Genomic DNA, 13033 nt, shown 5'->3' on the forward strand with positions numbered 1-13033 from the left:
ATGGCCGCGAGGGGTGCGATGGCATGCCTGTGTCCCCGGGGGTGCGGTTCGCTGTGGGCGGTTCGCGCTGTTCCCGGGGGACGGGGCAGGGCATTCAGGGATCGGTGAGGTTGGTGGTGCCGTCGTGGGTGACGAGCCAGGTGTGGGTGTGGTTGGTCCAGGTGTAGGTGCCGTCGCGGTTGCGGACGTAGCGCCATGTGCCGTGGGTCTTGGCCAGGTGATGTCGCCGGCAGAGTGGCGCGAGGTTGTCGGGCCTGGTCTGGTCGGGTGGGCCGTGTTCGTCGTAGGGCTCGATGTGGTCGAGGTCGCAGTTGCGGGCGTCGACTGTGCACCACGGGAAGACGCAGTGGCGATCCCGGAGAATCACTTGTTCGCGCATGGTCTCGGGTGGGTCGTGGTGGTCGACCGACCAGTGGCGGTTGGTGTCGATGACGGGCGTGACGCGGGCGTTGGTGCCGAGGTCGCGTAGCCAGGTCGTGAGGGTGTCGAGGTGGACGGTGCCGAAGAGGTTCGTCGCGGCTACGTGACCGTCCGCAGTCGCGCTGGCTCCTGTGGCACCTGTCGCGGCGTCGGTGGTCGCGCCGGCCATCGTGGCGAGGTCCGCCAGCGTCATGTGCACGTAGAGGCGGGTCTTCAAGTAGGAGCGGCGTCGGGTCACGGGCTTGCCGGTGACGGGGTGCACCAGGCCGCCGGCCGGGTTGTTGGGGTCCTCGCCCGCGCCGTGGCCAGTCTCGCTGCAGCCTTCGCCGTGGTCGCTGGCTCCGCCCGCGCCCTCACCTTCACCGCTACGGTCCGCGCCGTTGCCACGGCTGCCACCGCTCTCGTCATCGAGGAGCCCCAGCAGGTCGGCAGTCGCCTGCTGGTCCGCCAACACACCGAGGGCCTTGGCCTTCCGCTGCCCGAGCGTGTCGGTGTCGCCGAGGCGGCCCATGGTGGCTGCCTCATCAGCGAGGAGGGAGTGGAACTTCTCCAGGTCCACGCTGTCGCCGATGGCGTCGAGGCGGCTGGTGCCGTCCACGCCGCCGGTGTGGTCGACGGTGACGTCCCAGTCATCACGGTCCGGTAGTCCGTTGTTCTTGACCAGGTCGGGGTGGAACATCGCGATCGCGGTCTTGATGGTCTTCTCGATGGTCGGCAACCCCCACGTCCCGGTGCGGGCGAGTTCGTTGTCGACCCAGGTGGCTGCCTCGAGGGAGAGGCGGTTGGTGTCCTCGGCTATCCGGCACGCCTTCCAGCCGGGGATGCGGAGTTCTTCCACAGCGGCCCATGTGTGCGGGAGGCGGTGATGCAGATCCAACGCCGCAGCCAGCGTCCGCTTCGCCGACCACGCGGACACCCCTGCTGCGGTGGCCCACAACTCGACCGTAAACGCCGCCACCTCCGGCGTCCCTTCGCCACCCAACGTGTCGGTGTAACCAGCCAGGGCGGGGATGCCATCGGCCCATGAGGCTGGATCGTCTTCGACGGCAGGATGGGTGACGCAGAGTTGGTAGGCGAGCCGGAGGCGGCGGCGCTCCGCCCGCCACTCCTGGTCCGTGTTGTCCGAGATCAGATCGAGCAGCACGTCACCGTCGAGGTCATCCACCTCGAACGGGGCCAGCGATGCGTCGGTATCGATCATGCGAACAGTCAATCAGGGGGTACCGACACAACCCCCTCGGAACAAGCCCGGTCATCCCGGCATGCGGACGACTGCTGAAGATTGATGCGCGGCGGGCCGGGAAGCGTGCCGACCGGGCGGCGCTGGCCTGTGGCCTGTGGCCTGTGGCTTCGGGCTTCGGGCCTCACCCGAAGGGCAGCGGCTCCGGCGCAAGCGATACCGCGCGGGCACGAGCAGCGGTGAGCCGCCGGCGGTGGTGCTGGCGGCAGAGCACCTCATAGGCCACATCCGCGGGCTCGGCGTCCTGGTCCTCCACGTCGCCCACCACCACCTGGTCGCCCTCGGTGACCATGGCGCCGTTCTCGGTGCGCGCGTTGTGCGTGGCCCGCTTGCCGCACCAGCACAACGCCTCCACCTGGAGCACGTGCATCCGGTCGGCGAGCTCCACCAGCCGCGCACTGCCCGGGAAGAGCAGTGAACGGAAGTCGGTGAGGATGCCGAAGGCGAAGACGTCGATCTGCAACTCGTCGACGATCCGCGCCAGCTGGTCGATCTGGTCGGGCGAGTAGAACTGCGCCTCGTCACAGATCAGGTAGTCAATCCGCCCACCGCGGGTCAGCGTCTCGACCACGTGGCGCCAGAAGTCGAACCCCTCGCTGACCTCGTTGGCCTCGTGGGTCAGGCCCAGCCGCGAGGAGAGCAACGCCTCGCCGGAGCGGTCGTGCGTGGTGAAGATCTGGCCGATCCTTCCCCGGGCGGCATGGTTGTGATTGGTCTGCAGGGCCAGGGTGCTCTTGCCCGAGTCCATCGTGCCGGTGAAGTAGTGAAGTTCAGCCACGGGGCGCAATGATGCCACGCGGCCACCAACAGTCCGTGGGGGCATGATGGGGCCATGGACGACGTACGGACCAGCCCGCTGATCACGGCCGGCGAACTCCACTCGCGGCTCGGCGCGCTCACGGTGCTCGACGTCCGCTACCGCCTCGGCGGCCCACCCGGGCTGGCGGACTTCGAGGCCGGCCACGTGCCCGGCGCCGTCTGGATCGACCTCGACGCGGACCTGGCCGCGCCGCCGGGCACAGGCGGCCGCCACCCACTGCCCGACCCGGCGCACTTCGTGGCAGCAATGCGGCACGCCGGCGTCGACGACGACCGCCCGGTGGTGGTCTACGACGACTGGTCCGGCCACGCGGCGGCACGCGCGTGGTGGTTGCTGCGCCACTACGGGCACCGCGACGCACGGGTGCTCGACGGCGCCTGGCCGGCCTGGGTCGCCGCCGGTGGCCCGGTCGAGACGGGGCCCGCGCAGCCACGCCAGGGCACTTTCGCTGGTACGCCGGGCACCATGCCGGTGGTCGACGCCGACGGCGCGCACCACAGCACTGTCCTCATCGACGCCCGCGCACCGGAACGGTTCCGCGGCGAGACCGAACCGGTCGACCCGGTCGCCGGCCACATCCCCGGCGCGCGCAACGTCCCCACCAGCGCCAACCTCGACCAACACGGTCATTTCCGCGACCCCGACGACCTGGCCCGGGTGTACGCCGCGGTGGACGCGGTGCCGGGTGCCCAGGTGGCGGCGTACTGCGGATCGGGTGTGACCGCGGCCCACGACGTCCTGGCGATGGAGGTCGCCGGGATCCGGGCTGCGCTCTATCCGGGCTCGTGGAGCGAGTGGATCACCGACGCCTCGCGCCCGGTGGCCACCGGCGCCTGACGGCAACCGGTGGCGCACCGGATCACCAGTGGATCCCCTTGAAGAGCCGGGCCAGCATGACCTGCTCGTTCTCCCGCTTGGGGTCCTCGCTGCCGCGCGCGGCCGCCGAGTCCGGGAAGACGTGGTAGGCCATGTTGAGCACCCGGAAGGACGCCTTCGGTGCGACGGTGTGCGCCACTGCGCCAGCGTTGCCGAGCAGGGTGTTCAACTCGTGCGGCTTCTCCACCATCGCCTTGATCACCACGTCGGCGGCCTGCGCCGGCGAGATCGTGGGGAACTTGTCATAGATCTTGGTCGGCGCGATCATCGGCGTCTTCACCAGCGGCATGTGCACGTTGGTGAAGGTGATCCCGTCCCCGACGACCTCCGAGGCGACCACGTTGCTCCACGCGTCCAGGGCGGCCTTGGAGGCGACGTACGCCGAGAAGCGCGGCGGGTTGGTCTGCACCCCGATCGAGGAGATGTTCACGATGTGGCTGCGCCGCTGCTCGCGCATCACCGGGAAGAGCCCCATCACCAGGCGGATCGCGCCGAAGTAGTTCAGCTGCATGGTCCGCTCGAAGTCGTGGAAGCGGTCGTGGCTGAGCTTGATCGAGCGGCGGATGGAGCGCCCGGCATTGTTGACCAGGTAGTCGATCGAGGGCAGTTCGGCGGCGAGTTGCTCGCACAGGGTGTCGATCGCCTCCAGGTCGGAGAGGTCACAGGGGAAGACGTGGGCGGTGCCGCCGCGCATCTCGATGGTGAGCTTGAGATCCTCCAGCTTCTCCTTGCCGCGCGCGACCAGGACCGGGATGCCGCCGGCCTGGGCGACCTTCAGGGCGGTCACCTGGCCGATGCCCGAGGAGGCGCCGGTGATCACGACGTACTTCCCGCCGAGCGCCTTGCGGTTCTCCGGATTGCGCCCGGAGGTCTGGTCGAGGTTCTCCTCCCAGTAGTTCCACAGCGCCCCGGCATAGCTCTCCAGCGCCGGTACGGCGATCCCGGAGCCGGCCAGCGCCTGTTCGGTACGCCGTGAGTCGAAGGTCGACTCGAAGCTGGTGTGGGCCAGCACCTCGGCCGGGATGCCGGCGCGGCCGACAGTCTGCCCGAGCAGCGCCTGGGCGGGACCCGAGCGCAGCGCACTGGTGACCAGGCGTCGCGGGTGCAACCCCTTGGGCAGGGCGTCCAGCGCACCACCGGCGGACACCTTGCGGGTCGGCACCGCGAACTGCGGCGCACCGGCGGCGGAGCAGAACGTGTTGATCATGTCGACCACCGGCTGCGGCTCGGGGTTGACCAGGTGGAACGCCTCGTCGTCGCGGTCGGGCAGGTGGGCCAGGTGGTCCATCGCCTTGGCGACGTAGTCGACCGGCACCACGTTGGTGGCGCCCAGGTCGACGCCGACCAGCGGCAGCCACGAGGGGAGCACGTCGCGCAGCCGCTTCATCAGCGGGAAGAAGTAGTAGGGCCCGTCGACCTTGTCCATCTCGCCGGTCTCGGAGTGGCCCACGACGATCGCCGGGCGATAGACGCGCCACGGCAGGCCGGATTCGCGGACCAGGCGCTCGGACTCGAACTTGGTCCGGTGGTACGGCGAGGGCAGGTGCTGGCCCTCGTCGAACATGGTCTCGTCGAAGTGGCCGTGGTGGTCGCCCGCGGCGGCCACCGAGGAGACCTGGTGGAAGGTGCCGACCTGCAGGGAGCGGGCCAGGGAGAGTGCGTACGTCGTGCCGGCGACGTTCATCGCGTCGTTGGTGGCGTCGTCGGCGGTCATGTCATAGATCGCGGCGAGGTGGAAGAAGTGGTCGACCTTGCCGGCATGCTCGGCCACCCAGGCCGGGTCGACGCCGAGGTCGTCGCTACCCAGGTCGCCGATCACCGGGATCACCCGGTCCGATCCCCATCGGGTGATCAACCGTTGCAGCCGCGGCAGGGACCCCTCGCGGCAGAGCACGAAGATGTCCCCCTCCCGGTTGTCGATCAACTCCCGGATCAGGAAACGGCCGATGAACCCTGTGGCGCCAGTCACGAAGTAGGACATGGGAGGAGACTAGTGCGGCGCGGCGACAGATGGGTGCCACCCGGGAAGATTTCCCGGACTTTCCGGCACCGGATCGGTGATCCGGCGCCGTGGGGTCACTCCTGCTTGCCGCCGCCGAACATGATCTCGTCCCAGCTCGGCACCGAGGCGCGCCCCTTCTTCCGGGCAGGCTTGCGCGGGGCCGGCTCGGGTTCAGGTGCCTTCTCCGGCTCGGGCGCGGGCTTCTCGGCCTGCGGCGTGGGCTGGGGCGCCTCGGCGAGCGGCTCCGGTGTCGGCTCGAGGGTGGCCTCCTCGGCCGCCTCGTGGCCGGTGGAGGCGCTGCGCATCTGCTCGGCGGTCTCGGTCAGGTCGACGGTTGACTCCTCGGCGGCCGGCTTGTCCGTCACCAGCGAGATCGCGTCGTCGCCGAGCGGCAGCTGCTCCTCCGGTACGGCGGCCAGGCGGCGCTGGCGGGCCTGCTGCAGGTCGTCGCGCTCCGGCTTGGCGGGTGCGGACTGGATCGAGGCCTCGCCGACCAGCCAGCGGGCGTCGTCGTTCTCCATCGTCACGTAGTTGCCGGGCATGTCATAGGTGAACCGGGCGGTTCCCTTGCGCTTGCCGGCGACATAGGTGGCGGTCAGGGTCCAGCGGTTGTCCTCGCGGCGCCAGGCGTCCCACTCGACGCCCTCGCTGGAGTGGCCGAGCTGGCTGAACTGGGCAGTGACGGCCTCACCCAGGGTGCGGGCACCGGAGTCGCCGGAGCGGCGGCGTACCGAGGAACGCTGGGCACGCTCGGCGACGTGGGCACGCTCGGCGAGCACCGGGTTGGCGAACGGCAGGATCTTCTCGACGGTGGTGTGCGCCGCCTGGGCCACGGACTCGGGGGAGTCGCCGGCCCGGATCCGGGCCTGGATGTCGCGTGGACGCAGGGTGCTTTCCATCTGTATCTCCAACTGGCCGAGTCGAGCATGCTCACCGCGCAGCGCGGCGCGGAGCTTCGCATCCACGGCGAGGGTGAACTCCTCGCCCGAGTCACTGACCAGGAGCAGGCGCTTGCCGTCCTCACTCACTCCAGCGAGCGAGAGGTTCGGCATGGTCGGTTCCTTGTCGGTGTGGATCTGTCTCCGGTGTGCGGCACGAGCCTACGCCAGCCGGGTACGCCGGTCGCGCAGCGTGGACGGCGTGCCACGCGCGGAGGCGCTCCCTGTTCCGGTGAGACCCACTAACCTGTGCCCATGTCGTCCCTGTCCTGGTTGATCACCTTCGACCTGCTGGGCATCTTCGTCTTCGCGATCTCGGGCGCCCTGGTCGCGGTCCGCAACCACCTGGACCTCTTCGGCGTCCTGGTGCTGGGCGTGCTGACCGGACTGGGTGGCGGGTTCCTGCGCGACGTGCTGATCGACGCGACCCCACCCGCCGCGCTGATGGACTGGCGCTATCTGCTGGTCCCGATCCTGGCCGGACTGGTCTCCTTCTGGTTCCACCCGGTGCTGGGCCGCCTCGAGCCGCGGATCAACATCTTCGACGCGTTCGGGCTCGCGCTCTTCTGCGTCACCGGCACCATCAAGGCGATGGAATACGGACTCGGACCGGTGCCGGCCGCGCTGATGGGGATGGTCACCGGCGTCGGCGGCGGGATGATCCGCGACGTGCTGGCCGGCCGGGTCCCGGTGGTCTTCCGCGGCCAGCTCTACGCCACCCCGGCCCTGGCCGGGGCCGCCGTGGTCGCGTTGCTGCACCACACCGGCCAGCCGCTGGCGCTGGCCGCGCTCGGCGGCCTGCTCTGCCTGGTCTGGCGGCTGCTGGCGCTGTGGCGCGACTGGCAGGCGCCCAAGCCGCGCCACATCACCCAGGCGTGAGCGCCGGGCGACCAGGGGCTCAGTCGCCGAGCACCCGCCGCAGGTAGGAGTTCGCGAAGACCCGGTCCGGGTCGAGCCGGTCGCGCACGGCCAGGAACTCCTCGAAGCGCGGATAGACCGACCCCAGGTCGGCCGCGGTGCGGGTGTGCACCTTGCCCCAGTGCGGGCGCCCGCCGGCGGCCTTGAGGATCGCCTCGACACCGGCGAAGTAGGCACGGTGGTCGGCGCGGTGGTGCACGTGGAAGGCCAGGTAGATCGACTCGCGCCCACTCGACGTACCCAGCGTGATGTCGTCGGCCGGCGTGGTCCGCACCTCGACCGGGAACCCGATCCGCCAGTCGTTGCGGTCGATCAGGGCGCGCGCCTCACGGAGTACGTCGAGCCCGACCTCGCGCGGCACGGCGTACTCCATCTCCTTGAAGACCACCCGGCGCGGGGAGGTGAAGACCTTGTGCGGCACGTCGCTGTAGCGGCGCTCGGAGAGCAGCCGCCCGGAGACCTCGTTGATCCGCGGCACCAGCCCGGGTGCGGCGTTGCCGACCCGGTTGACCACGCCGAAGAGCGTGTTGGACAGGAAGTCGTCATCCACCCAGCCGCGCACGCGGCCCAGCGGCTCGGCAGTGGCGGTCTCGGGGTCGAGGCGGTTGTTGGTCTTGACCTGCATCCGGTCGGTGTGCGGGAACCAGTACATGTCGCAGTGGTGGTTCCCGGTGACGAACTCGTCGTGCCGGGCCAGCGCCTCGTCCCACCCCATCGGCTGCTCGTGCGCCTCCAGCAGCCCCAGCGGCTCCACCTCGAAGGTGAGGTGGGTGATCACGCCCAGCGCGCCCAGCCCGATCCGGGCCGCGGCGAAGATGTCGGGGTTCTCCTCGCGCGAGGCGTCCACGATGCTGCCGTCGCCGGTGACCAGGCGCAGCCCGGCCAGTTGCGCCGAGAGCGACGCCTTCACGCCGCCGGTGCCGTGGGTGCCGGTGCTGGTCGCGCCGGCCAGCGTCTGCTCGGCGATGTCACCCATGTTGTGCAGCGAGAGGCCGAGCCGCTCCAGTTCGGCGTTGAGCACGTGCAGCGGGGTGCCGGACAGCGCGGTCACCGTCATCGCGTCACGGTCGATCGAGGTGATCCCGGTCAGCGCGTCGGGGCGCAGCATGATGCCCTCGGGGGCGGAGATCGAGGTGAACGAGTGGCCGGTGCCGACCATCTTCACGGTGCGCCCGGCCTCGGCCGCCTCGCGCACCGCGTCGGCGACCTCGTCCGCGTCCGCAGGGGTGAGCACCCGCTCGGGGGTGGCGCTCTCCAGGCCGGACCAGTTCTTCCATGTGCTCATGGGGAGGAGGTTATCGGCCGCCGCGCCACCCAGGCGGCAATCGCGCCGATCACCCCGGCCGCCACCGGTACGGCGTACCCGGCGGACGCGCCCTGGTGGTCGATGACGAGCCCGGCCAGGGCTGCCCCGGGCGCGACACCGGCGGCCAGTCCGGTGTGCACGATCGCCATCCCCTCGGTCAGCCGCAGCCGCGGCACCTCCCGCTCCACCACCGTCATCACCGCGATCAGGGTCGGTGCGATCGCGACGCCGCCGAGCAGCAGGAACCCGCCCATCACCCACATCGAGTCCACCCAGAAGAGCGGCACCGTGGTCAGGCCGAGCGCGAGCACGCCCCACGCCACCCGGGTCTCGGGCGGGGTGCGCCAGGCGATCGCGCCGCTGACCAGCCCGGCGGTGAGGCTGCCCAGGGCCCACATCCCCAGCAGCGGCCCGGCCCACGCCTTGGCGCCCTGCTCCTCGGAGAAGGCGACGGTGATCACCTCCACCGAGCCGAAGATCGTGCCCAGGGCGACCGAGACGAGGGCGAGCGTGCCCACCACCGCCCACGGCATCGCCGGCTTCGCATCCGGGTCACCAGCCGAGCCGGTGACGGGGCCTGTGTCAGCAGCGCGCGAACGGGTCCGCGCCGGGGGTTCGGTGGCGCGCTGCGCGGCCAGGGTGAACGCCCCGACGATCCCGAACGTGCCGGCCACGGCGAGCCCGGCGACCGGGTGCCAGGCGGTGGCCAGGAAGGTGACCAGGGTCGGGCCGGTGACGAAGACGACCTCGTCGACCACCGACTCCAGGGCATAGGCGGTCTGCACCGAGCGCGGTTCGTCCAGCACCCACGACCAGCGGGCCCGCACGCACGCCCCCAGTTGCGGCAGGCACGCCCCGGCCAGCGCGGCGAACCCGTGGATGGCGACCGTGCCCCACTCCGCCTGCACCGCCCACACCGTCATCGCCAGCGCCCCGGTGAATGCCGACTGGGCCAGCGGCAGCACCAGCGCCTGGCCGAACCGGTCGACCAGGCGCCCGTGCACGATTGCCAGCAGCGCGTTGGCCAGCACGTACGCCGAGGCGACGGTCCCGGCCAGCCCATACGACCCGGAGCGGGCCGAGACCAGCAGCACGATCCCGAGGCTGATCATCGAGATCGGCAGGCGCCCCACGAAGGCGCTGGTGGTGAAGCGCAGCGCACCCTCGGTGGCGAGCACGCGGCGATAGGGGGTCAGCACCAGCACAGTCTGACGGGCGGCGGTCCCGCCCGTCATCCGGGCTCCTAGGATGGGGCCATGCTGCCTGACCCTGCGCCGTACGACGCCCTGCTGCTGGTCTCCTTCGGTGGCCCGGAGAAGGCCGAGGACGTGGTCCCCTTCCTGGAGAACGTCACCCGTGGTCGCGGGATCCCGCGCGAGCGCCTGGTCGAGGTCGGCGAGCACTACTTCGGCTTCGGCGGCCGGTCGCCGATCAACGACCAGAACCGCGACCTGCTGGCCGCGATCCGCGAGGACTTCGCCGCCAACGGCATCGACATCCCGGTCTATTGGGGCAACCGCAACTGGGACCCCTACCTCACCGACGCGCTGGAGCAGATGCGCGCCGACGGCATCCAGCGGGCGGCCTGCTTCGTCACCTCCGCCTACTCCTCCTATTCGGGATGTCGCCAATATCGGGAGAACCTGGCCGACGCCACCGCTGCGGTCGAGGGGGCGCCGGTGCTGGACCGGCTGCGCCACTACTTCAACCACCCCGGCTTCGTGACCGCGATGGTCGACGCCACCCTGGCCGCGCTGGCCGAGCTGAAGCCGGGCGCGCGCGATGACGCCCACCTGGTCTTCGTCACCCACTCCATCCCGGACGCGATGAACGACGCCAGCGGCCCCGACGGCGGTGCGTACGTCGCCCAGCACCGCAGCGTGATGACCGAGATCGTGGAGCGGATCCGGGTCGAGACCGGCCACCACCACCGCCACGAGCTGGTCTATTGCTCGCGGTCGGGTTCGCCGCGCACCCCGTGGCTCGAGCCGGACGTCAACGACCACCTGCGCGCGCTCGCCGACGCGGGCCACGGCACGGTGGTGGTGATTCCGTTCGGGTTCATCTCCGACCACATGGAGGTCGTCTACGACCTCGACACCGAGGCGGCCGCCACCGCGGACGAGCTCGGCATGGAGTTCGTCCGTGCCGCCACCGCCGGGATCGACCCGCGCTTCGTGGCGATGGTGCGCGACCTGCTGCTGGAACGGGCTGCCACCGAGCAGGGACGCAATGTGGCGCGCGCCGCCACAGGTTCGCTGCCGGCCTGCTGGGACCTGTGCCAGCCCGACTGCTGCGCCAACCCGGCCGGTGATCGCCCGGCGCTCGGCCAGGTCCCGGTGTGAGGCGGTGAGCGACCCGGCTGAAGTGCTGGACCTGGCCCGCCGGGTGGCGGCCAGCGCGGCGGACCTGGTCGCGGCCAACCGCTTCGGCGTCACGGTCGCGGCGACCAAGTCGAGCCCGGTCGACGTGGTCACCGAGGTGGACCGGGCCAGCGAGGCGCTGATCCGTGACCTGGTCCTCGGTGCCCGCCCCGACGACGGGTTCCTCGGCGAGGAGGACGGGGGAGTGGCCGGCATTTCGGGCGTCCGCTGGATCGTCGACCCGATCGACGGCACGGTGAACTTCCTCTACGGGCTCCCGGCGTACGCCGTCTCGATCGCCGCCGAGGTCGACGGCCAGGTGGTCGCCGGCGTGGTCCGCAACGTGGCCAGCGGGATCGAGTACCACGCCGCGCTCGGGCAGGGCGCCTGGCGCGACGACGTACGGCTGCGGGTGCGCCCGGCACCGGAACTGGCGCAGTCCCTGGTGCTGACCGGGTTCAACTACGCCGCCGACGTACGCCGCATCCAGGCCGCCGGCCTGGCCGAGTTGTTGCCGCGAGTGCGCGACATCCGCCGCTTCGGCTCGTGTGCCCTGGACCTGTGCACCCTGGCCGAGGGCGGGGCGGATGCCTACTACGAGGAGGGCATCGCGACCTGGGACCACGCGGCCGGTGCACTGATCGCCCGCGAGGCCGGCGCCCGCACCGAGTTGACCACCGGTCCGGCCGGTCGCGAGATGCTGCTGGCGGCGCCTGCCGAGGGGTTCGAAGCGTTCCGCGAGGCGCTGGTGGAATGCCGATTGATCGGCGGAAACGGGGAATAGCGGGACCCCGGTGTTCGTTGCATGCGACACGTCGTGTGGAATGCGCGTGCAGAACAGGCCCGGATGGTGCACAATCTGGCCGCCGGGTCACGCACCACAGACGTAGACGCGACCGCAGTTGAACGACTGGAGAAGTTGATGGCGACCGATTACGACGCACCGCGCAAGAACGAGGAAGAGCAGAGCGAAGAGAGCCTCGAAGAGCTCAAGGCGCGCCGCCATGACAAGAACTCGGGCAAGGTGGACGAGGACGAGACCGAAGCTGCCGAATCGTTCGAGCTGCCCGGCGCCGACCTCTCCCACGAGGAGCTCGCCGTCGAGGTGAAGCCCCGCCAGGACGACGAGTTCACCTGCATGAGCTGCTTCCTGGTCCACCACCGCAGCCAGCTGGCCGATGCCAAGAAGCTGATCTGCCGCGACTGCGCCTGAGCGCACCAGCGCTCACACAGCACACAGACACTCAGCACCAAACGCAGCAGGAGCCGCAACCCGGTCGGGTTGCGGCTCCTGCTTGTGTCTGCGCTCGTGCCTGTGGGGCTCAGCTCAGGACGCGGCGCCCACCACGTGCCCGGCGTCCGAGGCCGGGTCCTGGCTGGTGTCGCCGTCGGCCTCCAGGCCGGGCGGCAGGTGGCCGGTCGACTTGGCGTAATAGTTGGCCGCCTTGCGGGCGGCGAGCATCTTGAGCACGGCAATGGTGGTGCCCGACACGGTCGCCCACGCCACGGCCTCCCACAGGTCCACGTCGGGGTCGGCGGGGTTGCTGGGCGGGTTCTTGCCGGTGGCTGCCTTCCAGCCCCCGTTGAGGGCCTTCTTCGCCACGGTCGCGCTGCCGACCGCAGCGCCGAGCGACAGTAGGGTCCAAGCCTTCGAGCCGGCCATCAGTTCCTCCTCGGTGTGGTTGGGGCCAACCCTATCGGGCGGCCTCGATCGCCGCGGCCAACCGCTTGGGATGCCGGGTGGAGATCAGCCAGTACGGCGTGGGGTCGCGCTCGTCGTTGATGGTGACCTTGACCGACCGCTTCAGGTAGGGGCGCATCAGCAGGTAGGCGCGCGCGTCGGCCTCGCGGCCGGCGACCAGGTGGGTCCGTTCCTTGTCCAGCGCCTCGACCTCGCCGATCAGCGCCACCGGGATGTGCGCCTTGCCGGCGCGCAGTTCACCGTCCTCGACGGCGACCCGGGCGCTGCCGTAGTTGATGAACCCCGCCGCGACCAACAGGCCGACGGCCAGGGCGAGCAGGGCGGCGCCGAGGATCGTCGGGATCGCCACGGCGACGGCGAACCAGAAGGACGCCACCAGCATGGTTCCCTGCACCCACCAGCGCAGGGGCACGGTGAGTCGTTCGGCGTACGGCACGGGGAGAAGCCT

At 70.7% G+C, this 13033-nt stretch carries 13 protein-coding genes; 5 read left to right on the forward strand and 8 right to left on the reverse strand.

Annotated elements, in window-relative coordinates:
• Positions 1-94: 94 nt before the first annotated feature.
• Positions 95-1621, reverse strand: a complete 1527-nt coding sequence (locus Q9R27_RS05365; protein ID WP_311251307.1) for a DUF222 domain-containing protein — start codon at positions 1619-1621, stop codon at positions 95-97.
• Positions 1622-1784: 163 nt separating this feature from the next.
• The gene (locus Q9R27_RS05370; RefSeq protein WP_311251308.1) at positions 1785-2438 is read right to left on the reverse strand and encodes a thymidine kinase; all 654 of its coding nucleotides are present in this window, start codon (positions 2436-2438) and stop codon (positions 1785-1787) included.
• A gap of 54 nt (positions 2439-2492) precedes the next feature.
• Here Q9R27_RS05370 and Q9R27_RS05375 point away from each other — a divergent pair, with 54 nt between their 5' ends.
• The gene (locus Q9R27_RS05375) at positions 2493-3317 is read left to right on the forward strand and encodes a sulfurtransferase (RefSeq protein WP_311251309.1); all 825 of its coding nucleotides are present in this window, start codon (positions 2493-2495) and stop codon (positions 3315-3317) included.
• A gap of 22 nt (positions 3318-3339) precedes the next feature.
• On the opposite strand, the gene Q9R27_RS05380 is transcribed toward Q9R27_RS05375, so the two are convergent.
• Together Q9R27_RS05380 and sepH are read right to left on the reverse strand one after the other, a co-directional pair.
• Complete coding sequence (locus Q9R27_RS05380) at positions 3340-5337, reverse strand: SDR family oxidoreductase (protein WP_311251310.1); 1998 nt, start codon at positions 5335-5337, stop codon at positions 3340-3342.
• Positions 5338-5432: 95 nt separating this feature from the next.
• Entirely contained in the window at positions 5433-6410 is a 978-nt protein-coding gene (sepH, locus tag Q9R27_RS05385; RefSeq protein ID WP_311251311.1) for a septation protein SepH, read from the reverse strand.
• Positions 6411-6551: 141 nt separating this feature from the next.
• On the opposite strand from sepH, the gene Q9R27_RS05390 reads away from it, so the two are divergent.
• A complete protein-coding gene (locus Q9R27_RS05390; RefSeq protein ID WP_311251312.1) occupies positions 6552-7175 on the forward strand; it encodes a TRIC cation channel family protein in 624 nt (207 codons plus the stop codon).
• Between the two features lie 19 nt (positions 7176-7194).
• Here Q9R27_RS05390 and Q9R27_RS05395 read toward each other — a convergent pair whose 3' ends face one another.
• Entirely contained in the window at positions 7195-8499 is a 1305-nt protein-coding gene (locus Q9R27_RS05395; protein WP_311251313.1) for a D-arabinono-1,4-lactone oxidase, read from the reverse strand.
• Entirely contained in the window at positions 8496-9755 is a 1260-nt protein-coding gene (locus Q9R27_RS05400) for an MFS transporter (RefSeq protein ID WP_311251314.1), read from the reverse strand. Before Q9R27_RS05400 ends, Q9R27_RS05395 begins: the two co-directional genes overlap by 4 nt.
• A 21-nt stretch (positions 9756-9776) precedes the next feature.
• On the opposite strand from Q9R27_RS05400, the gene Q9R27_RS05405 reads away from it, so the two are divergent.
• From Q9R27_RS05405 to Q9R27_RS05415, 3 genes are all read left to right on the forward strand, one after another.
• Complete coding sequence (locus Q9R27_RS05405; protein ID WP_311251315.1) at positions 9777-10865, forward strand: ferrochelatase; 1089 nt, start codon at positions 9777-9779, stop codon at positions 10863-10865.
• 4 nt (positions 10866-10869) lie between these two features.
• Positions 10870-11667: an inositol monophosphatase family protein gene (locus Q9R27_RS05410; protein WP_311251316.1), complete on the forward strand. Its 798-nt coding sequence runs from the start codon at positions 10870-10872 to the stop codon at positions 11665-11667.
• 138 nt (positions 11668-11805) lie between these two features.
• Positions 11806-12096 (forward strand): DUF4193 domain-containing protein, encoded by a 291-nt coding sequence (locus tag Q9R27_RS05415; protein WP_311251317.1) that lies wholly within the window; start codon positions 11806-11808, stop codon positions 12094-12096.
• Positions 12097-12210: 114 nt separating this feature from the next.
• On the opposite strand, the gene Q9R27_RS05420 is transcribed toward Q9R27_RS05415, so the two are convergent.
• Positions 12211-12546: a DUF4235 domain-containing protein gene (locus Q9R27_RS05420; protein WP_311251318.1), complete on the reverse strand. Its 336-nt coding sequence runs from the start codon at positions 12544-12546 to the stop codon at positions 12211-12213.
• A 31-nt stretch (positions 12547-12577) separates the two neighbouring features.
• Complete coding sequence (locus Q9R27_RS05425; protein WP_311251319.1) at positions 12578-13021, reverse strand: DUF3093 domain-containing protein; 444 nt, start codon at positions 13019-13021, stop codon at positions 12578-12580.
• Positions 13022-13033 lie beyond the last annotated feature (12 nt).

Source organism: Nocardioides sp. AE5 (genome assembly GCF_031844485.1).
GTDB lineage: Bacteria > Actinomycetota > Actinomycetes > Propionibacteriales > Nocardioidaceae > Nocardioides.

Coding starts and splice junctions, on each gene's coding strand:
- Q9R27_RS05405 (WP_311251315.1), top strand. CDS start 9,777: ATGCTGCCTGACCCTGCGCCGTACGACGCCCTGCTGCTGGTCTCCTTC.
- Q9R27_RS05395 (WP_311251313.1), bottom strand. CDS start 8,499: ATGAGCACATGGAAGAACTGGTCCGGCCTGGAGAGCGCCACCCCCGAG.
- Q9R27_RS05415 (WP_311251317.1), top strand. CDS start 11,806: ATGGCGACCGATTACGACGCACCGCGCAAGAACGAGGAAGAGCAGAGC.
- Q9R27_RS05390 (WP_311251312.1), top strand. CDS start 6,552: ATGTCGTCCCTGTCCTGGTTGATCACCTTCGACCTGCTGGGCATCTTC.
- Q9R27_RS05420 (WP_311251318.1), bottom strand. CDS start 12,546: ATGGCCGGCTCGAAGGCTTGGACCCTACTGTCGCTCGGCGCTGCGGTC.
- Q9R27_RS05400 (WP_311251314.1), bottom strand. CDS start 9,755: ATGACGGGCGGGACCGCCGCCCGTCAGACTGTGCTGGTGCTGACCCCC.
- sepH (WP_311251311.1), bottom strand. CDS start 6,410: ATGCCGAACCTCTCGCTCGCTGGAGTGAGTGAGGACGGCAAGCGCCTG.
- Q9R27_RS05365 (WP_311251307.1), bottom strand. CDS start 1,621: ATGATCGATACCGACGCATCGCTGGCCCCGTTCGAGGTGGATGACCTC.
- Q9R27_RS05380 (WP_311251310.1), bottom strand. CDS start 5,337: ATGTCCTACTTCGTGACTGGCGCCACAGGGTTCATCGGCCGTTTCCTG.
- Q9R27_RS05375 (WP_311251309.1), top strand. CDS start 2,493: ATGGACGACGTACGGACCAGCCCGCTGATCACGGCCGGCGAACTCCAC.